Below are 22,392 nucleotides of genomic sequence, written 5' to 3' on the forward strand. Positions count from 1 at the left end.
GTATGCGGTGCGGCGACGAAATCGTCACCGGGGGGATGGGCACAAACGTGACGGCCGCCCCATAAGGGCGGCCGTTTTTCGTGGGATCAGCTGTTGTTGTGATCGACTTTGATGGTTGGGTCACTGCCGGCAATCAACGAGTTCAGGTTGGCGCTGGACCAGTTATTGCCTTCCAGTTTGATCGTCACATCCGGCGTTGCGGCCGCGGCATCGCCTGAGTTGAACTTGCCGCCGGAGCTGACTTGCAGCGACGACACGCCATCCACGGTGCTGATTTTCAGGAAGTTGTCGATGGTGCTGCCGGTTTCGCCTTGCAGCAGATCGCGCAAGTCGATGCGGTCACCTTCGCTGGCCTTGAAGTCCTTGATCACGTCGTTGCCGGTGTCGCCAGCCTTCCAGACGAAGGTGTCGGCACCCGAACCGCCAATCAGGATGTCGTTACCCTGACCGCCCATCAGCGAATCGTTACCCGAGCCGCCGAGCAGAATGTCATTGCCCTTGCCGCCGTCGAGCAGGTCGTTGCCGCCCTGGCCGAAGATAATGTCATTGCCCGAACCGCCCAACAGCGTGTCGTTGCCGTCATGGGCGCCGGACACGTCGAATGCGCTGTAGTGCTCGGTGATGAACTGGTGCACGTTGCTGGTGGTGACTTTACTGACGTCCACACCGGTTTCTTTGGCGACGAACGCCTGCATCGCCTGGTAACCCTCGCCGGCGATGCCGTTGAAGCTCACCAGATCGCCGAACAGGATGTCGTTACCATTGCCGCCATTGACCGTGTCGGCACCCGGCATGGTCGCTTCGGTGTGACCGATGATCGAGTTGGCCAGGTCTTTCGGATCAATGTTGGTTTGCGGCGTCTTGTCCGAGTCGTATGGCTTGAGGTCGCTAAGGGTGACGTCTTTGTTCAGGCCGATGGCTTCAACCGTCGACACCTTGTCCAGCAGCGCGAAACCGTTGGTCGAGTTGTCGATGGCGCTGGAGCCAGTGCTGCTGCCGTTGCCGTCGCGATAGGACAGCTCGTAAGTGCCGTTGCCCTCAGCGCGAATGGTGCCCAGTTCGGAACTGCTCCAGTAACCGCCCCACGAGTTCTTGTACGTCTGCAGTGTGACGGTGCCGGAGTTGTCGATGCTCAGGTAGTGAGTGCTGTCCAGATAACCGGAGTAGGTCTGCCCCAACTTGTAATTGGTGGTGGTGATCACATCATCGAGCTTCACGTTGCCGAACAGGGTCGGGTTGGTCTGCTCACCGCTCTGGTAATAGGTCGGCTTGCCATCGGTGATGAAATACGTGAGGTTTTTGGCCCCGGTGTTGGCCATGGCGTCGGCACTCTGGAACCAGTTCGCCGTGGTTTTGAATACGTCTTCGTAGTTGGTGCCGCCGCCCGACGACATGGAATCCAGCACCGCTTTGAGCAGGATCAGTGCATTCGGATCGTTCAGGTTCACCGAGACAGACTTATTGACCTGGTTATCGAAGTCCGCAAGGAAGATGTTCACCGTCCCGGAATTACCACCCATGCTCTGCTTGAGGGTGTTGAATACCGACGTCAGCGAGTCCTTGGCGGCGCTGATCGACGAGGCGCTCATGCTGCCCGAACTGTCGACCATGAAGGCGATGTTGTAGTTGGTGCCCGGCACCACGGTCAGCCCGCCGATGTCGGCGACCATGATGTCGTTGCCGTCGGTGCCGGTGATGGTGTCATCGGCCGCCGTGGCAGTAACGGCGTTGTAGACCGCCGGGTAAACCGTGACCGGGATTGTCGCGGTGCTGGCCGCAGAGCCGCCGAGAACTTCGGTGGAGGTCGAGGTCACGGTCAGGTTGAACTGGCCGTTGTAGTACGGCGGCGGGGTCACGGTCAGGGAGCCGAGGTTCCAGCCGGTGACGTTGGCCTCACCCGACGAGGTGCTGGCGGTGAAGGTGTGGCCGGCGCCATCGGTGAGCACGGAGCCCGCCGGGATGCCGCTGATCTTCACGACCAGGCTTTCGGAGCCGTCGGTATCCGTGAGCGCAGTTTTGATCGCAGACAGGTGAACGCTGGTGCCTTCGGCCGCTTCGTTGAGCTTGTAGCCGTCGTAGTAGCCTTCGCCGTTGGTGCCGTGCAGGTCGGAAACTGTCACGCCGGAAGCGGCCAGATCTGCCACGCCGGTGTACAGCGGCACACCAGCGCTGCTCAGGTCGACCGCCGCGCCGCCGTTGACCGACAGGTTGACGTCATAGCTGCCTGGGCCGCTCTGGTTGTGGTGGTAGATATCCAGGGTGTAGTAGCCGCTGGCGGTCGGGGTGAACGAACCGCTCAGGTTGCCGCCCGCGCCCCAGAGCGCGCTGGCCACGTTTTTGCCGCCGATGGTCACGAGCAGGCTGTCATCGCCGGTGCCGCTGAAGCTGTAAGTCTTGCCGGCTTCAAGGTAGATCAGGCCGGACGTTTTTGATGCGGTGCCAGCGGTCACGCTGCCGTCGGACTGCACGTTGGTCACGGTAGTGCTGCTGTTCGGTTTGCCGGCCGCATCGATCACCGACTTCAGCGTGTTCGACGCCGCGCCGCTGCCATCGGTGCCGAGGCCCGACAGGCCGGTCCAGACTTCCTTGATCAGCCCGGTGGATTTGACACTGTTGTCCGCCACGCTCAAGGACGGCGCGTCAGCCACCGGCGTGATGTCGATCTTGATCGTGCCGATGCTGCCCAACGTTGTGCCGTCAGTAGGCTGGAACTTGATCTGTGCGTAGTCCGCCAGATTGTTGCCGACGCCGGTGCCGCCGTAGCCATTGGCGCCGGACTCGTTGGCATCCGGCAGGAAGCGCACTTTACCCGCGTCGATGTCAGCCTTGGACAGGGTCTGGTTGGTCGTCACGTCGGTCCAGGTCGAACCGTTCAGGTACTGCAATTTGCCTTCGCCCGGCAGGCCGGTGATTTTTACGCCGAGGCTGGCGGCCGGACTGTCGACGTCGCTGACGCCGAAGGTCGACCAGCCGAGGATCAGCGGGGTGTCCTCAGTGCCGGTGAGGTTAACCGGCGCGGCGGTTGGCGCATCGTTCACTGCCACGACGTTGACGGTGGTGGTCGCAGTGTTGGAGTAGTTGCTGCCATCGGTCACCGTCACGGTGATGATCCGCGGCACGGTGCTCGGGTCTTCACTGCTGTTGGTGAAACTGATGTTCTTGATCTGCTGCATGTAATCGGCCAGCGTCGCATTGCCGGACAACGTCAGCGTGACGGTGCCGTCCTTGCTGTTGGCATTGATGGAGATGCCGTTGACGCTGTTGCCCAGGTTCAGCGCGTCGCCCGGTTGACGGTTGGTCAGCACGATGGTCGCGCCGGTCAGCAGGGTGCTGTCCGGGTCGGTGATTTTCAGGTCGGTGTCGCCGATCGATACGCCTTGGCCCGTGGTGCCTTCGGTGAAGGTCACGTTGTAGTTGGCACCGGTGGCGCCGCTGGAGTTGTTGGCGTCCAGGTCGAGCACGGGCGGCGCATCGTTGTCGATGATCGAAGTGCTGATGCTGCCGTTGGACGCGCTGATCGCCAGGTTCTCGAAGTTGCCGCCGGTGGCCGAGTCGATCTTGACCACGAAGTTCTCGGTGCCCTCGGTGATCCTGTTGTCCAAGGTCGCGACATTGAAATTCGCCGTGCTGGCGCCCGCCGGAATTTTCACGGTGTACACGCCGGTGAAGTCCGAACCGTCGGCGGCGGTGCCGCTGTAGGTGATCTTCAGGGTGACTTCGGTCTGCGCCGGGCTCGTCAGGCTGACGGTGTAACTGGCGGTCTGGCCCTCAGTCACCGAGGTGCTGCCGGTGATGCTGACTTCGGTCCGGTCGAGGGTGTCGGTGACGTTGGTGACGGCCGCCGCCGGGCTTTTGACCAGGTTCTCGAAATTACCACCGGTGGCGTTGCTGATGGTCGCCTGGACCGTGCCCGCGTCTTTGTAGACGTCGTCGGCCGGCGCCTTGACGGTCACGGAGCCGCTGGTGGCGTTGGCGGCGATGGTGATGACGGCGCCGTTGCTCAATGTCACGGTGACCGGAGTGCCGGCGGCATGGGTCAGGTTCGCTGTGTAGACGATCGAACCGCCTTCAGCGACCGAATCGGTTGCTGTCAGGCTAAGCGTGGTGGTGTCGGCCGAATCGGTGACCGAGGTATCCGCTGACTTGTCGTCGACGTCGAGCTTCTCGTAGTTACCGCCCTTGGCGTCGTCGATTTTGACGCTCAGCGAGTTGCCGCCCGCCAAGGCATCGTTTGGTGCAACAAAATTCACGCTACCCGAACTTGCGCCAACCGGGATGGTGATGGTCTGGCCGTTGGACAAGCTCACGACAACTGGCGAGCCGGTCACTGGCGCAGTCACGGACGCGGTGTACACCACGGTGCCGCCTTCAGCCACGGAAGGCGTGGCGGTCAGGCTGACGGTCGAGGTGTCGATCGTGTCGGTGACGTTGGTGACGGCCGCCGCCGGGCTTTTGACCAGGTTCTCGAAATTACCACCGGTGGCGTTGCTGATGGTCGCCTGGACCGTACCCGCGTCTTTGTAGACGTCATCGGCCGGAGCCTTGACGGTCACGGCGCCGCTGGTGGCGCCGGCGGCGATGGTGATCACGGCGCCGTTCGACAGGTTTACGGTGACTGGTGTGCCGGCCGCATGGGTCAGGTTAGCGGTGTAGACGATCGAACCGCCTTCAGCGACCGAATCTGTTGCTGTCAGGCTCAGAGTGGTGGTGTCCGCCGAGTCGGTGACCGAGGTGTCGGCCGACTTGCCGTCGACGTCCAGCTTCTCGTAGTTGCCGCCTTTGGCGTCGTCGATCTTGACGCTCAGGGAGCCGCCGCCCGCCAGGGCATCGTTTGGCGCAACGTAGTTCACGCTGGCGCTGCTCGAGCCGACCGGAATGGTGATGGTCTGGCCGTTGGACAAGCTCACGACAACTGGCGAGCCGGTCACTGGCGCGGTGACGGACGCGGTGTAAACCACGGTGCCGCCTTCGGCGACGGAAGAAGTCGCAGTCAGGCTGACGGTCGAGGTGTCGACGGTGTCGGTCACATCAGTTACCGCTGCCGCTGGGTCTTTCACCAGATTTTCGAAGTTGCCGCCAGTGGCATCCTTGATGGTCGCTTCGACTTTACCGGCGTCTTTGTAAACGTCATCGGCCGGTGCCTTGACGGTCACGGAGCCGCTGGTGGCGCCGGCTGCAATGGTGATCACCGCGCCGTTGCTCAGGGTGACGGTGACCGGCGTGCCAGCCGCGTTGGTCAGGTTCGCGGTGTAGACGATCGAACCGCCTTCAGCGACCGAATCGGTTGCTGTCAGGCTCAGCGTGGTGGTGTCCGCCGAGTCGGTGACCGAGGTGTCGGCCGACTTGCCATCGACGTCCAGCTTCTCGTAGTTGCCGCCTTTGGCGTCGTCGATCTTGACGCTCAGGGAGCCGCCGCCCGCCAGGGCATCGTTTGGCGCAACGTAGTTCACGCTGGCGCTGCTCGAGCCAACTGGAATGGTGATGGTCTGGTTGTTGGAGAGGGTCACCACTACTGGCGAACCGGTCACTGGTGCAGAGACGGATGCGGTGTACACCACGGTGCCGCCTTCAGCCACGGACGAAGTCGCGGTCAGGCTGACGGTCGAGGTGTCGATCGTGTCGGTGACGCTGGTCACCGCTGCGGCCGGGTCCTTGACCAAGTTCTCAAAGTTGCCGCCAGTGGCGTCCTTGATGGTGACTTCGACCTTGCCGGCATCCTTGTAGACGTCATCGGCCGGAGCCTTGACGGTCACGGAGCCGCTGGTGGCGCCGGCGGCGATGGTGATCACCGCGCCGTTCGACAGGTTCACGGTGACCGGCGTGCCAGCCGCGTTGGTCAGGTTGGCGGTGTAGACGATCGAACCGCCTTCGGCGACCGAATCAGTAGCGCTCAAGCTCAACGTCGTGGCGTCCGCGCTGTCGGTCACTTTGGTGACGACGGCGGAGCGGTCGGTGTCGAGTTTTTCGAAGTTGCCGCCCGTGCTCTCTGCAATCGCTGCCCGAACAGGCGAGGCGCCGGTGTAGACGTCATTTGGCACGGTGTACGGCGCCGAACCGCTGGACTCGCCGGCCTTGATGTTGATCACCAGACCGTTATTCAGGGTCACGGTCATGGCCGTGTCGGCAGGATGGCTCAACGTGGCGGTGTAGTTGATCTGACCACCTTCGCCGACGGTGCTCACATCGGCACTGAGCTTGAGCGTGGTGGTATCCACGGTGTCGTTGACGGTGGTGGTGTGCGTGGTTTTGCTGACGTCGAGTTTTTCGAAATTGCCGCCGTCGGTGCTGGCGATGCCAACGGTGATTTTGCTGCCGTCCTTGTAGACGTCATCGCTCGGCGCCGGAACGGTGATGAGGCCCGACTTGTCGCCGGCCTTGATCAAGACGCTCTCGCCGTTGCTCAGTTTGACCGTCATGTCGGTGCCGGCGGCATTGCTGAGGTTGACGGTGTACGTAATGGTGCCGCCCTCGACCACGTAGTCGCTGGCGGTCATGGTCACTTTGGTGGTGTCCAGGGTGTCACTGATGGCGGTCGAGGTCGGGGTCTTGTCGGCGACCAGGCTCTCGTAATTGCCCCCCGTCACATCCTTGATGGCGTTGGTCAGCGGCTCGTGGCCGACCAAGGCATCGTTCGGCGCTTTGACGGTGATCGAGGCGTTACTTTCGCCGACCGCAATGGTGATTTTTTCGCCATTGGACAAGGTCACGACGACCGGCGAACCGGTGACCGGCGCGGTGACGGAAGCGGTGTAGACCACGTTGCCGCCTTCGGCGACAGAGGAAGTTGCGGTCAGGCTGACGGTCGACGTATTGATCGTGTCAGTGACTTCAGTAACCGCCGCTCCCGGGCTGGTGACCAGGTTTTCGAAGTTGCCGCCAGTCGCGTCTTTGATGGTCGCTTCGACTTTTCCGGCATCTTTGTAGACGTCATCGGCAGGCGCCTTGACCGTCACGGAGCCGACCGTCGCGCCGGCCGCGATGGTGATCACGGCACCGTTCGACAGGTTCACAGTGACCGGGGTGCCGGCAGCATTGGTCAACGTCGCGGTATAGACAATCGAACCGCCTTCCGCGACCGAGTCGGTAGCGCTCAGGCTGACGGTGGTGGTGTCTGCGGAATCAGTAATCGAGGTGTCTGCCGACTTGCCGTCGATGTCCAGCTTCTCGTAGTTGCCACCCTTCGCGTCGTCGATTTTCACGCTCAGAGAACCACCGCCCGCCAATGCGTCGTTTGGCGTTATGAAGTCCACACTGGCGCTGCTCGAGCCGACCGGAATGGTGATGGTCTGGCCGTTGGACAAGGTCACGACAACCGGCGAGCCGGTCACCGGAGCGGTAACGGACGCGGTGTAAACCACGGTCCCGCCTTCCGCCACGCTGCTGTTGGCCGTCAAGCTGACGGTCGAGGTATCGAGGGTGTCGGTAACGTCAGTCACTGCCGGAACAGTGCTTGGCACCAGGTTCTCGAAGTTGCCACCAGTCGCGTCTTTGATGGTCGCTTCGACTTTTCCGGCGTCTTTGTAGACGTCATCGGCAGGCGCCTTGACCGTCACGGAGCCGACCGTCGCGCCGGCCGCGATGGTGATCACGGCACCGTTGCTCAGGTTCACGGTGACCGGGGTACCGGCAGCATGGGTCAACGTCGCGGTGTAGACGATCGAACCGCCCTCAGCCACCGAATCCGAAGCGCTCAGGCTCAGGGTGGTGGTGTCTTTGACGTCGGTCACCGAAGTCACCGCCGGGGTTTGATTCGCCACCAGGTTTTCGTAGTTGCCGCCGGTGGTGCCATCGATTTTCACGCTCAGAGAACCGCCGCCAGCCAAGGCGTCGTTCGGTGCAACAAAATTCACGCTACCCGAACTCGCGCCGACCGGAATGGTGATGAACTGGCCGTTGGACAACGCCACTACCACCGGCGAACCGGTCACTGGCGCATTGACCGACGCGGTGTAAACCACGGTGCCGCCTTCGACCGTGCTGGCCGTGGCGGTCAGGGAGACGGTGCTGTTGTTGATGGTGTCGGTTACGTCGGTGACTGCTGGCGTCTTGTCGGCCACCAGGTTTTCGAAGTTGCCACCGGTGGTCTTGGTGATGCTGGCGTCGACTTTGCCAGCGTCTTTGTAGACGTCATCCTTGGGGGCGGCGAAGTTCACCGAACCGCTGGTGGCGCCCTTGGCGATGTTGATGACTGCGCCGTTGCTCAACGTAACGGTCATTGCAGTGCCAGCGGCATTGGTCAGGGTCGCGGTGTAGACGATCGAACCACCCTCGGCGACCGAACCGGTGGCGCTCAGGCTCAGGCCGGTGGTGTCGGTCGAATCGGTGACGGTGGTGACCGCCGGCGAAGAGCTGGTGACGACTTTTTCGAAGTTGCCGCCGTTGTGGCTGGCAATCGTTGCCTGAACTTTGCCGCCGTCGATGTACGGCGTGTTGGCCGGTGCAGCGAAGTTCACCGAACCGGTGGTGGCGCCGGCGGCGATGTTGATCACTGCGCCGTTGCTCAACTTCACGCTCATCGCCGTGTCCGTCGGGTTGCTCAGGGTGGCGGTGTAGGTGATCTGGCCACCTTCGCTCACGGTGTGGCTGGCCGACAGGGACAGGGACGTCGTGTCCACCGTGTCTTTGACGGTGGTGCTCACTGACGTCTTGCTGACGTCGAGTTTTTCGAAGTTGCCACCGCTGGCGTCCGTCATCTTGACGGTGAGCTTGCCGGCATCCTTGTAGACGTCGTCGCTTGGCGCCGCGATGGTGACCGAACCGCTGGTCTTGCCGGCTGCGATGGTGATGGTCTCGCCGTTGCTCAGCTTGACGGTCACCGGGGTTTGCGCGGCGTTGGTCAGGGTCGCGGTGTAGGTGATGTGCGAACCTTCGAGCACAGACTTGTCAGCGCTGAGGGTCAGTTGTGTGGTGTTAGTGGTGTCGGCGACGTTGGTCACGGCCGGATTCGGGCTGGTGACCAGGTTCTCAAAATTGCCGCCAGCGGCGCCCTTGATGGTGACTTCGAGTTTGCCAGCGTCTTTGTAAACGTCGTCTTTCGGCGCGTCGACGGTCACGGTGCCAGTGGTTTTACCAGCCGCAATGGTGATCACGGCACCGTTGCTCAGGGTCACGGTGACCGGAGTGCCGGCCGGATTAGTCAGGCTCGCGGTGTAAACGATCGACCCCCCCTCGTTGACGTTGCCGGTGGCAGTCAGCGACAGGGTGGTGGTGTCGACGGTGTCGGTCACGCTGGTGCTGACCGGGGTTTTATCGGCGACCAGGTTTTCGTAGTTGCCGCCACTGACGTTGGTGATCGAATTACTCACCGGCGCGTGGCCGCTCAGCACATCATTCGAGACCACGGCGTTGACGGTGCCGCTGCTGGCGCCGACCGCTATGGTGATGGTCTGACCGTTGGCCAGCGTCACGATCACAGGCGAGCCGGTGACAGGTGCGCCGACCGAGGCGGTGTACACCACGGTGCCGCCTTCAGCCACGGTGCTCGTGGCGGTCAGCGTGACGGTCGACGTGTCGAGGGTGTCGGTGACGCTGGTCACCGCTGCGGCCGGGTCTTTCACCAGGTTTTCGAAGTTGCCGCCAGTGGCGTCCTTGATGGTTGCTTCGACTTTGCCGGCGTCTTTGTAGACGTCATCGGCCGGTGCCTTGACGGTCACGGAGCCGCTGGTGGCACCGGCGGCGATGGTGATCACCGCGCCGTTGCTCAGGGTGACGGTGACCGGCGTGCCAGCCGCGTTGGTCAGGTTCGCGGTGTAGACGATCGAACCGCCTTCAGCGACTGAATCGGTTGCTGTCAGGCTCAGAGTGGTGGTGTCCGCCGAGTCGGTGACCGAGGTGTCCGCCGACTTGCCATCGACGTCGAGCTTCTCGTAGTTACCGCCCTTGGCGTCGTCGATCTTGACGCTCAGGGAGCCGCCGCCCGCGAGGGCATCGTTTGGCGCAACGTAGTTCACGCTGGCGCTGCTCGAGCCGACCGGAATGGTGATGGTCTGGCCGTTGGACAAGCTCACGACAACCGGCGAGCCGGTCACTGGCGCAGTCACGGACGCGGTGTACACCACGGTGCCGCCTTCGGCCACGGACGAAGTCGCAGTGAGGCTGACGGTCGAGGTATCGACGGTGTCGGTGACGCTGGTCACCGCTGCGGCCGGGTCCTTGACCAGGTTTTCGAAGTTGCCGCCGGTGGCGTCCTTGATGGTCGCTTCGACTTTGCCCGCGTCTTTGTAGACGTCATCGGCCGGAGCCTTGACTGTCACGGAGCCGCTGGTGGCGCCGGCGGCGATGGTGATCACGGCGCCGTTCGACAGGTTTACGGTGACTGGTGTGCCGGCCGCATGGGTCAGGTTAGCGGTGTAGACGATCGAACCGCCCTCAGCGACCGAGTCGGTTGCTGTCAGGCTAAGCGTGGTGGTGTCGGCCGAGTCGGTGACCGAGGTGTCGGCCGACTTGCCGTCGACGTCCAGCTTCTCGTAATTGCCGCCCTTCGCATCATCAATCTTGACGCTCAGCGAGCCGCCGCCCGCCAGGGCATCGTTTGGCGCAACGTAGTTCACGCTGGCGCTGCTCGAACCGACCGGGATGGTGATGGTCTGGTTGTTGGAGAGGGTCACCACTACTGGCGAACCGGTCACTGGTGCAGAGACGGATGCGGTGTAAACCACGGTGCCGCCTTCGGCCACGGACGAAGTCGCAGTCAGACTGACGGTGGACGTGTCGACGGTGTCGGTCACATCAGTTACCGCTGCCGCTGGGTCTTTAACCAGGTTCTCAAAGTTGCCGCCAGTGGCGTCCTTGATGGTCGCTTCGACTTTGCCGGCGTCTTTGTAGACGTCATCGGTCGGTGCCTTCACGGTCACGGAGCCGCTGGTGGCGCCGGCGGCGATGGTGATCACCGCGCCGTTGCTCAGGGTGACGGTGACCGGAGTGCCGGCCGCGTTGGTCAGGTTGGCGGTGTAGACGATCGAACCGCCCTCAGCGACCGAGTCGGTTGCTGTCAGGCTAAGCGTGGTGGTGTCCGCCGAGTCGGTGACCGAGGTGTCGGCCGACTTGCCATCGACGTCGAGCTTCTCGTAGTTACCGCCCTTGGCGTCGTCGATTTTGACGCTCAGCGAGCTGCCGCCCGCGAGGGCATCGTTTGGTGCAACAAAATTCACGCTACCCGAACTTGCGCCAACCGGGATGGTGATGGTCTGGTTGTTGGAGAGGGTCACCACTACTGGTGAACCGGTCACTGGTGCAGAGACGGATGCGGTGTAAACCACGGTGCCGCCTTCGGCGACGGAAGAAGTCGCAGTCAGGCTGACGGTCGAGGTGTCGATGGTGTCGGTCACATCGGTGACCGCTGCCGCTGGGTCTTTAACCAGGTTCTCAAAGTTGCCGCCAGTGGCGTCCTTGATGGTCGCTTCGACTTTGCCCGCGTCTTTGTAAACGTCATCGGCCGGAGCCTTGACGGTCACGGCGCCGCTGGTGGCGCCGGCGGCGATGGTGATCACCGCTCCGTTCGAAAGGGTGACGGTGACCGGCGTGCCGGCCGCGCTGGTCAGGTTGGCGGTGTAGACGATCGAACCGCCTTCAGCGACCGAGTCGGTTGCTGTCAGGCTGAGTGTGGTGGTGTCCGCCGAGTCGGTGACCGAGGTATCCGCCGACTTGCCGTCGACGTCCAGCTTCTCGTAATTGCCGCCCTTGGCATCATCAATCTTGACGCTCAGGGAGCCGCCGCCCGCGAGGGCATCGTTTGGTGCAACAAAATTCACGCTACCCGAACTTGCGCCAACCGGGATGGTGATGGTCTGGCCGTTGGACAAGCTCACGACAACTGGCGAGCCGGTCACTGGCGCAGTCACGGACGCGGTGTAAACCACGGTGCCGCCTTCAGCCACAGTGGACGTCGCGGTCAGGCTGACGGTCGAGGTATCAAGGGTATCGGTAATGTCAGTGACTGCCGGAACAGTGCTCGGCACCAGGTTTTCGAAGTTGCCGCCAGTGGCGTCCTTGATGGTCGCTTCGACTTTACCGGCGTCTTTGTAAACGTCATCGGCCGGCGCCGGGACGCTCACGCTGCCAGTGGTGGCACCCGCCGCGATGGTGATTACCGCGCCGTTCGAAAGGGTGACGGTGACTGGCGTGCCAGCCGCATTGGTCAGGGTCGCGGTGTACAGAATCTGACCGCCCTCAGCCACTTCGGTGGACGCCGACAGGCTCAGGCCGGTGTCGTCCTTCGAGTCGGTAATGGCGGTCAGCGCCGGCTCGGTGCTCGGAGTCAGTTGCTCGAAATTGCCGCCGGTGGTCCCGGTGATGGTGGTGCTGACCGGTGCTGCCGTTGTTGTAAACGTCATTGTCCGCGGTATCGACGGTCACGCTGCCGGTGGTCTTGCCCGCTTCGATGTTGATGACCGAGCCATTGCTCAAGGTCACGGTCATCGGCGTGCCGGCCGGGTTGGTCAGGGTCGCGGTGTAGGTGATCTGGCCGCCTTCGACCACGGTGCCAGTGGCGGTGAGGCTCAGGCCGGTGTTGTCGACCGAGTCAGTAATGGTGGTGACCGCTGGCGTGGTGCTCGGGGTCAGTTGTTCGAAATTGCCGCCGGTGGTCCCGGTGATGGTGGTGCTGACGGTGCTGCCGTTGTTGTAAACGTCATTGTCCGCGGTATCGACGGTCACGCTGCCGGTGGTCTTGCCCGCTTCGATGGAGATGACCGAGCCATTGCTCAAGGTCACAGTCATCGGCGTGCCGGCCGGGTTGGTCAGGGTTGCGGTGTAAGTGATCTGGCCGCCTTCGACCACGGTGCCGGTGGCGGTGAGGCTCAGGCCGGTGTTGTCGACCGAGTCGGTAACGGTGGTGACCGCAGGTGTAGTACTCGGCACCAGGTTTTCGAAGTTGCCGCCGGTAGCGCCAGTGATCGTGGCGCTGACGGTGCTGCCGTTCTGATAAACGTCATTGGCCGCAGTGTCGACGTTCACGGTGCCGGTGGTTTTGCCGGCTTCGATGATGATGGTCGAGCCGTTGGACAGGGTGACAGTCACCGGCGTTTGAGCCGGGTTGTTCAGTGTGGCGGTGTAGGTGATCTGGCCGCCTTCGGTGACCGTCGAACCCGCCGTCAGTGTGAGGGTGGTGGTGTCCGGCGAGTCGGTAATGGTGGTCACGGCCGGAGCCGGGTTTGGCACCAGGTTCTCAAAATTGCCGCCGGTGGCGCCGGTAATCGTGGTGGTGACCGTGCTGCCGTTGTTGTAGACGTCGTTGGCTGGAGTCGACACGTCGACGGTGCCAGTGGTTTTACCCGCATCGATGGTGATCGTCGACCCGTTGGACAGGGTGATGGTGACCGGTGTCTGCGCCGGGTTGGTCAATGTCGCGGTGTAAGTGATCTGGCCGCCTTCGGTGACGCTGGCGCCAGCGGTCAAGGTGACCGTTGTGGTGTCGACGGTGTCGGTGACCTGGGTCACGGCCGGTGTCGTCGGCGGGGTGACGGTGATGCCGTTGCCACCCGTGGTGCCGGTGACGGTCACGTTGATCTGGGTCGAGTCGTTATAAACAGTGTCGTTCGGCGCGAGCGGGACGTTGACGGTACCGGTCAACTGGCCGGCCTGAATCACGATCACCGAGCCATTGGACAGGGTGATGGTCAGGTCGGTCAGCGGCGCCTGGGTCAGGGTCGCGGTGTAAACCAGTACGCCACCGGCCTCGGTGATGCTCGGCGTGGCGCTCAGGCTCAAGGTCGATTCGCGCTGTACGTTGGCGCTAGTGTCAGCCGTCTGGCCACCGGTGGTGAGTTGTGCCGCCTGCGCCGCAGTGCTGAGGCCCGCGGTCGGGAAACCAATGGTCGGGTCTACCCGGCCAGCGGTTGCATCCAGCATCACGAAGCTGTGACCGCCACCCGCCGCACCGCCCGTGCCCGCAGCGGTAGGGCCGGCTGCGGTGGCTTCGAGTTCAGTGGTCGGGTCGGCACCGGCAACGATGGCTTGTTGCAGCTCTTCAACCGATGGCGCGGCTTGTGCAGTGGCTTCTGACAGGTCAGTGCTGGAATCCGGGTCGCTGGCGCTCCACTGAGTGTCGCGGCCCAGGTCCAGGGTGCGGCCGTCAGCCAGTTCCAGCGTAACGGCGCCCGCCGCGCCCGTGTCTACCTGATCGCCGACAAACAACCGGTCGCCTTCAACGAGTACTCGGCGAATGCCCTCTGGGGACACCGCGAAAACCTGACCGACAATGCTTTTGACGATGGCCACAACACTGCTCATTGAAGACTCTCCGGGTGTCACGTTCAGTTGACTTCCATGGACCTGATGGCGCTTTCGCCAACTCAGTCTGGACGTACTTTCAAGGTATTCGAGGCACAACTTTGACGCGGTTAATCGTCAACAAATTGGCTATACTTTTTCGCTATAAACTATATGCCAAACTATTGACCTTAGTGCTGTCATCCTAAACACTCGTCCCAGTAATGTCACATTGATATTTAGGTAACTACCCGCCCCGCAGAGTGCGATTCAGTTCCAAATTCAAACTTTCCGACACACGGTCATTCCGATGGTCATCATCCGATGCAGCGGTACGTTCTGCAGTGATTCAAGACAAGTAATTCCGGGAAATTCCAACATGCGTTTGCACCTGTTCAAGGCTCTACCCTTCGCTCTAGCCGCCAGTTTTGTTCAGGCGCAGTCACTTCCGGAGGCCATGCAACAGGCATTGGATGTCCATCCGGAAATCCAGGCAGGTGTTAATAGTCGATTGGCCGCGGATTATCAGTTAAAGGCGGCAAAAGGTGGATACCTTCCCCGGGTCGATCTGCTGGGCGGTTATGGTCGCGAAGGCACTGACAGCGTCACCACCCGCGCGGCCGGCAGTGACAATCACTGGGAAACCTTGAACCGTAGCGAGTCAAGTTTGCGTCTGTCGCAAATGGTTTTTGACGGTTTTGCGACGTCCAGTGAAGTGGGGCGTCAACAAGCCACCGTTAATTCCCGTGCTTATTCCTTGTTGGGCACGTCCGAACGTACCGCGCTGACCGTGGCTCAGGTTTATCTGGATGTACTGACCCGCCGCGAGTTCGTGCGCCTGGCCACCGATAACCTGAAAAGCCATGAACGCATTTTTGACCAGATCAAGTTGCGCACCCAGCGCGGCGTCGGCAGTGGTGCCGACCTCGACCAGGCCGAAGCGCGTATGGCCCAGGCCCGCAACAACCTGATCACCGAACAAACCAACCTGGCGGACGCCGAGACCAACTTCCTCAGTGCCGTGGGCCAGATGCCCGACCAATTGGAGCGTCCTGCCGATTTCCTCGCGCTGTTGCCGGCCAACCTGAATGAAGCCCGGGCGCAGATGCTGGAAAACAGCCCGATCCTGCGTTCGGCCGAGTCCGACATCGCTGCGGCCGAAAAACAGTACGACGCCGCCAAATCGTCCTTCTACCCGCGCTTCGATGCCGAACTGGGTCGCTCCGCCGACAACGATCTCGACGGTCAGAACGGCCACAGCAACGAATGGCAGGCGATGTTGCGCATGCGCTTCAATCTGTATGCCGGCGGCAGCAACAAGGCGGATCTGGAGTCCAAGTCCTACCTGTCCAACCAGGCGCTGGATATCCGCAATAACGCCCTGCGCGTATTGAATGAAGAACTGGGCCTGGCCTGGAACGCGTTGAACAACGCCAACGCCCAGGTGCCGATCGCCCAGCAATATGTCGATCACAGCACAAGCGTGCGCACCGCGTACCAGAAGCAGTTCAGCCTGGGCGAGCGCACCCTGCTCGACCTGCTCGACAGTGAAAACGAACTGTTCACCGCTTCCCGTCGCCTGGCCGAGATCAAGAACATTCAGTTATTTACTCAATACCGAATCAAGGCGACCATGGGCGAGTTGCTCAAGAGCCAGGGAGTGGTCGCACCGTTGGCATCCGTTGTGCAGAACGACGTGAAGCCCAGGGTCCAGCTACCCGGGATGAATTGAGTCTTCCCTTTTTACTGTTAGCCAAGAGTGCCGAGCGTGGAATCAGAAGTCAGTAGAGTTCAACTCATTCATGATCCACGCGCGCTGCACGACGATCCGTTACTGGACGGTCTGCTAGCCCTTTGCACCCTGCATCAGAAACCGGCCAGCGCCGCGATGCTGACCACCGGCCTGCCGTTGCCCAAGCAGCGTCTGAGCGTTGAGTTGTTGCCTCGCGCCGCCGCTCGCGCCGGTCTGCAAGGGCGGGTGCTGGTGCGCAAGCTGGAGCAGATTCCGGCGATTGCGATGCCGGCGCTGCTGCTGCTCAAGGATGGCCGCAGCGCCGTCCTGCTCGGCTGGCACGGTGAAGACCAGGCCCGCCTGCTGATCAGCGAAAGCGATGGCGGCGAAAGCCTCGTCAGCCGCGAACTGCTGGCCGACGACTACATCGGCAAAGTGTTCTTCGCCCAACCCCAGCACAAATTCGACGTCAATCACGGCACGCTGATCCCGCGCGCGCGCTCGTGGTTCCGCGACACCCTCAAGCGTTCGCGCTGGCTGTACGCCGACGCCATCGCCGCCAGTTTCCTGATCAACATCATCGCCATGGCCGCGCCGCTGTTTGTGATGAACGTCTACGACCGCGTGGTGCCGAACCAGGCGGAATCGACGCTGTGGGTGCTGGCCATCGGCATCACCGGGGCGTATCTGTTCGACCTGATCCTCAAGAGCCTGCGCAGCCTGTGCCTGGACCTGGCCGGGAAGAAAACCGACCTGATCATCTCGGCGACGTTGTTCGAGCGCATCGTCGGCATGGCTATGAAATACCGCCCGGCCCGGGTCGGCAGCTTCGCCCAGAACATCCATGAATTTCAGAGCCTGCGCGACTTCCTCGCCTCGCTGACCCTGACCAGCCTCATCGATCTACCGTTTACGCTGCTGATCTTCATGGTCATCGCCATTCTCGGCGGGCACCTGGTGTGGATTCCTGTGCTGGCATTCCCGATTGCCCTGCTGATCGGCTATGCGCTGCAAAAGCCGCTGGTGGCGACCATGGAACGAACCATGGCCTTGGGCGCCGAGCGTCAGTCGAGCCTGATCGAAACCCTCGCCGGCCTCGATGCGGTGAAGGTCAACAACGCCGAAAGCGAACGCCAGTATCAGTGGGAACAGACCATCGGCACGCTCAGCCGCCTCGAACTTCGGGTGAAAATGCTCTCCGGCCTGGCGATGAACATCACCTTGCTGATCCAGCAATTGGCCGGGGTGATCATGATCGTCTTCGGCGTGTACCAGATCATTGCCGGCAATTTGAGCATGGGCGGTCTGATTGCCTGCTACATGCTCAGTGGCCGCGCGCTCAGCCCGCTGGCTTCGTTGTCCGGCCTGCTGACCCGCTACCAGCAAGCGCGGGTGACCATGGTCTCGGTGGACCAGATGATGGAGCTGCCGCAAGAACGCAACTTCGAAGAGCGCCCGCTGAGCCGCAAGGTACTGCAAGGCGCCATCGAATGCCGGCAGATGAACTTCACCTACCCGAATCAACAGAACGCGGCGCTGAAAAACATCAACCTGATCATCAAACCGGGCGAGAAGATCGGCATCATCGGTCGTAGCGGCTCGGGCAAAAGCTCCCTGGCCAAACTGCTGGTGGGGCTCTATCAGCCGGACGACGGCGCGCTGTTGGTGGACGGTGTCGACATTCGTCAGATCGACGTCAGCGAATTGCGCCACAACATCGGCTACGTCGCGCAGGACATCCAGCTGCTGGCCGGCACCCTGCGCGACAACCTGGTCTCGGGCGCGCGCTATGTAGAAGACGAAATGGTCCTGCAAGCCGCCGAGCTGGCCGGCGTGCATGAGTTTGCCCGCCTGCACCCGCAAGGCTATGAGCTGCAAGTCGGCGAACGCGGGCAGAACCTGTCCGGCGGTCAGCGCCAGAACGTGGCCCTGGCCCGTGCGCTGCTGCTCAACCCGCCGATCCTGCTGCTCGACGAACCGACCAGCGCCATGGACAACACTGGCGAAGAACGCCTCAAGCAACGCCTCGCGGCAGTGGTTGAAAACAAGACCGTGGTGCTGGTGACGCACCGGGCATCGCTGTTGTCGCTGGTGGATCGCCTGATCGTCATCGACCGCGGACAAATACTCGCCGATGGCCCGAAAGCCGCCGTGATGGAAGCGTTGAAGAAGGGGCAGATCAGTGTTGCTTAAGTCGGGTTTCAAGGATTCGATCCGCCGTTACTTCAAAGGCTCCGAGTCGCTGCATGGCCAGCCACTTCCCGAGGTCAATAAAGCCCTTATCGAAGACGCCCCGCGTGTGGTGCGGCTGACGATCTGGGCGATCATCGGCTTTTTCATATTCCTGATGCTCTGGGCCAATTACGCGGTGATCGACGAAGTCACCAAGGGCGACGGCAAGGCGATTCCGTCGTCGAAGATCCAGAAAATCCAGAACCTTGAGGGCGGTATCGTCTCCGAGTTGTTCGTCACCGAAGGGCAGATTGTCGATGCCGGTGCGCCGCTGATTCGTCTGGACGACACGCGGTTTGCCTCCAACGTGGGCGAGACCGAAGCCGATCGGCTGTCGATGCTGCTGCGCGTGGAGCGCTTGAGCGCCGAGGTCGATGACCGTCCGCTGAACTTCCCCGCCGATGTGCTCAAGGCTGTTCCCGGTCAGGCCGCCAGCGAAGAGTCGCTGTACATCAGTCGTCGTCAGCAACTGCACGATGAGATCGGTGGTTTGCAGGAGCAGTTGATCCAGCGCCAGCAAGAGCTGCGCGAATTCACCTCCAAGCAGGCGCAATACCGCAATGGATTGTCATTGCAGCGCCAGGAAATCAACATGTCCGAGCCGCTGGTGGCTCAGGGCGCGGTGTCGCCGGTCGAGGTTTTACGGCTCAAGCGGGCTGAGGTCGAAACCCGTGGGCAACTGGACGCCACAACGCTCGCAATCCCGCGCGCCGAATCGGCAATCAAGGAAGTGCAGCGCAAGATCGACGAGACGCGCGGCAAGTTCCGCAGCGAAGCCCTGACCCAACTCAACGAGGCCCGCACCGACCTGAACAAGGCCCAGGCCACCGGCAAGGCACTGGAAGACCGGGTCAGCCGGACGCTGGTCACTTCGCCGGTGCGCGGCATCGTCAACAAGTTGCTGGTAAACACCATTGGCGGCGTGATCCAGCCGGGCAGCGATCTGGTGGAAATCGTACCGCTGGACGACACCTTGCTGGTGGAAGCGAAGATTCGCCCGCAGGACATTGCGTTCCTGCACCCGGGCCAGGAAGCGACGGTGAAGTTCACGGCGTATGACTACACCATTTACGGTGGGCTGAAGGCCAGGCTTGAGCAGATCGGTGCCGACACCATCACCGATGAAGACAAGAAGACGACGTACTACATCATCAAACTGCGCACGGATCGCAGTCACCTGGGGACAGATGAAAAGCCGTTGCTGATCATCCCGGGGATGGTGGCTTCGGTGGATATCATTACTGGCAAGAAGACAGTTCTCAGCTATTTGCTCAAGCCGATTATCCGGGCCCGCGCCGAAGCGCTGCACGAGCGGTAGTTCTCGGTTGGGGCTGATGGCCTCTTCGCGGGCAAGCCTCGCTCCTACAGGGTTTTGTGTTGAATACAAAATTTGCGTCCACTGAAGATCTCCTGCAGGAGTGAGCCTGCTCGCGATGAGGCCGGTCCAGCCAACACAATAATTGGGGATGTTTGCTAGCATTGCGTCTGAATCAATCCAGCCCAGACACGAGTGCTCAGCATGCAACTCCCGGACATGAACCTTCTGGTCGCCCTAGACGCCTTGCTCGATGAAGGCAGTGTGGTGGGTGCCGCGCGGCGGATGAACCTCAGCCCGGCGGCCATGAGCCGAACACTCACGCGAATCCGCGAGGCCATCGGCGATCCGATTCTGGTGCGCGCCGGTCGTGGTCTGGTGCCGACGCCCAAGGCGTTGGAGCTCCGCGAGCAAGTGCGCGACGTCGTCGAGCAGGCCGCGTTGCTATTTCGCTCGGCTGATGCGGTGGACTTGGGTTCGTTGCGTCGTCGCTTCAACATCCGGGCCAATGACTTCTTCGTCGGTGTCTACGGCGGCAAGCTGTTTGACACCCTCGACCGCCAGGCGCCGCATTGCGAGCTGCGCTACGTCCCCGAGGGCGATGGCGATGATGAAGCGCTGCGCGAAGGGCGCATCGACCTGAGCATCAGTAACACCCGGCCGCTGACCCCGGAGGTGAAGGTGCAGAATCTGTTTTCCACTCATTTCGTCGGTTTGGTTCGCGAGGACCATCCACTGTTCGACGAAGAGATCACGGCCGAGCGCTTCGCCGGTTTCTCTCACATCAGTATGTCCCGTCGCGGCATTGCTCGCGGGCCGATCGATACAGCACTCAATGCCCTTGGGCTGGAGCGACGGGTGGCGGTGATTGCGCCGAGTTTCCATGCGGCAATGTTTGCACTGCCGGATTCCAACCTGATTTTACCGGTGCCCAAGGAAGCGCTGTTGAGTGTGCGGCGCCTGGGCTTGAAGCTGCGCTCGTTTACCCTGCCGGTTCCCTTGCCTACCCTGATGCTGACCCAGGCCTGGCACCCGCGTTTCGACAAGGATCCGGCGCATCGCTGGCTGCGTGAAACGCTCAAGGCGTGCTGTGACGAGACCTGGCTGGCCGCACAACCCACCTGAAATTGAACACTGTCCCCTGTGGGAGCGAGCCTGCTCGCGATAGGGGCATCACATTCAATATAGATGTTGACTGAACCTGAACCACCGCTATCGCGAGCAGGCTCGCTCCCACAGGGGTTTTGTATTGCTGCATAGAGCGCACTTATAACCTGCCCATAAGTCAATTTTCGTCAGGTTCCACACTTCTTAAAATGCTTCGGTATTCAACCCCCGGAGCTTGCAGCAAATGACTTCCCTCACGGTCACGGCACCTCTCGCCGCGGCCAGTCCGGCCGCCGTTACGCCTCCGGTCTTCGGCCCGCGGATCATCATCGGTCTGGTCGGCGTATTGCTGGCGGTGTTGGTGTCGGGCCTCAACGAGATGGTGACCAAGGTCGCGCTGGCTGACATTCGCGGCGCATTGGCGATCGGCTACGACGAGGGCACCTGGCTGGTTGCCAGTTACACGGCGACCTCGGTAGCCGCCATGGCCTTCGCGCCCTGGTGCGCGGTGACGTTCTCGCTGCGGCGTTTCACCCTCTGCGCCATCAGCGCCTTCACCCTGCTGGGCGTGTTGTGCCCGTTCGCTCCGACCTACGAAAGCCTGCTGGTTATGCGCACCTTGCAAGGCCTGGCCGGCGGCGCACTTCCGCCGATGCTGATGACCGTCGCGCTGCGCTTTTTACCGGCCAACGTGAAGCTATACGGTCTGGCGGGGTATGCGCTGACGGCCACCTTCGGCCCAGGGCTCGGGACCCCTCTGGCCGGTTTGTGGACCGAGTACGTCGGCTGGCAATGGACCTTCTGGCAAATCATCGCACCGTGCCTGATTGCCATGGCGGCCGTGGCCTACGGCTTGCCGCAGGATCCGCTGCGTCTGGAGCGCTTCAAGCAATTCAACTGGCGCGGCTTGTTGCTGGGTTTTCCGGCGATTTGCATGCTGGTGATCGGCATTCTGCAAGGCAATCGGCTGGACTGGTTCGAGTCGAGCCTGATCTGCGGATTGCTCGGCGGTGGGTTGCTGCTGTTGGTACTGTTTTTGATCAATGAATGGTCGCAGCCGATCCCGTTTTTCAAGATGCAGATGCTCGGCATCCGCAACCTGTCGTTCGCCTTGTTGACCCTAGCCGGCGTGTTGGTCGTGCTGCTGGCAGTGATCATCATCCCGTCCAGCTATCTGGCGCAGGTCCAGGGTTATCGCCCGGTTCAGACCGCGCCGATCATGTTGCTGGCGGCCCTGCCGCAGTTGATCGCGCTGCCGTTGGTGGCGGCGCTGTGCAACCTGCGTTGGGTCGATTGCCGCTGGGTGCTGGGGCTCGGCTTGAGCATGTTGGCGCTGTCATGCATCGGCGGTTCGCAGCTCACCTCGGTGTGGATTCGCGACGATTTCTACGCGTTGCAATGGCTGCAAATCTTCGGTCAACCCATGGCGGTTCTGCCGTTGCTGATGCTCTCGACCGGCAGCATCACGCCGATGGAAGGCCCGTATGCCTCGGCTTGGTTCAACACCGTGAAAGGCCTGTCAGCGGTGGTCGCCACCGGGGTGATCGAGGCGTTGACCACGTCGCGGCTGCATTTCCATTCGACCATGCTGGTGGACAACCTCGGCAACTCCCCTCTGACCAACAGCGACAGCGCCGGCCTTGCCCATCGGCTGCATGACCAGGCTGTGGTGCTGACGGCATCGGATCTTTATCTGTGCATGGCCGGCGTCGCGCTGACGTTGATCTTGCTGATTTTCTGGCTGCCGACGCGGATTTATCCACCGCGCTCACCGACATGAATGCTTCACAGAAACAGA

The 22,392-nt window shown here is 61.9% G+C and carries 5 protein-coding genes and 1 pseudogene; 5 read left to right on the forward strand and 1 reads right to left on the reverse strand.

Annotated elements, in window-relative coordinates:
- Nucleotides 1-86 precede the first annotated feature (86 nt).
- Nucleotides 87-14,229: pseudogene (locus AC1ROI_RS33355) on the reverse strand (retention module-containing protein).
- A 358-nt stretch (nt 14,230-14,587) separates the two neighbouring features.
- On the opposite strand from AC1ROI_RS33355, the gene AC1ROI_RS33360 reads away from it, so the two are divergent.
- The 5 genes from AC1ROI_RS33360 to AC1ROI_RS33380 all read left to right on the forward strand — a co-directional run bounded on the left by AC1ROI_RS33360 (nt 14,588) and on the right by AC1ROI_RS33380 (nt 22,374).
- Complete coding sequence (locus tag AC1ROI_RS33360; protein WP_010464927.1) at nt 14,588-15,940, forward strand: TolC family outer membrane protein; 1,353 nt, start codon at nt 14,588-14,590, stop codon at nt 15,938-15,940.
- 36 nt (nt 15,941-15,976) lie between these two features.
- Nucleotides 15,977-18,133, forward strand: a complete 2,157-nt coding sequence (locus AC1ROI_RS33365; protein WP_010464926.1) for a type I secretion system permease/ATPase — start codon at nt 15,977-15,979, stop codon at nt 18,131-18,133.
- Nucleotides 18,123-19,490, forward strand: a complete 1,368-nt coding sequence (locus AC1ROI_RS33370) for an HlyD family type I secretion periplasmic adaptor subunit (RefSeq protein WP_010464925.1) — start codon at nt 18,123-18,125, stop codon at nt 19,488-19,490. Before AC1ROI_RS33365 ends, AC1ROI_RS33370 begins: the two co-directional genes overlap by 11 nt.
- Nucleotides 19,491-19,691: 201 nt before the next feature.
- A complete protein-coding gene (locus AC1ROI_RS33375) occupies nt 19,692-20,612 on the forward strand; it encodes a LysR family transcriptional regulator (protein ID WP_077750398.1) in 921 nt (306 codons plus the stop codon).
- Between the two features lie 226 nt (nt 20,613-20,838).
- Complete coding sequence (locus AC1ROI_RS33380; protein ID WP_102594834.1) at nt 20,839-22,374, forward strand: MFS transporter; 1,536 nt, start codon at nt 20,839-20,841, stop codon at nt 22,372-22,374.
- Nucleotides 22,375-22,392 lie beyond the last annotated feature (18 nt).

This window comes from Pseudomonas sp. GW823-FHT02C02 (assembly GCF_058797635.1).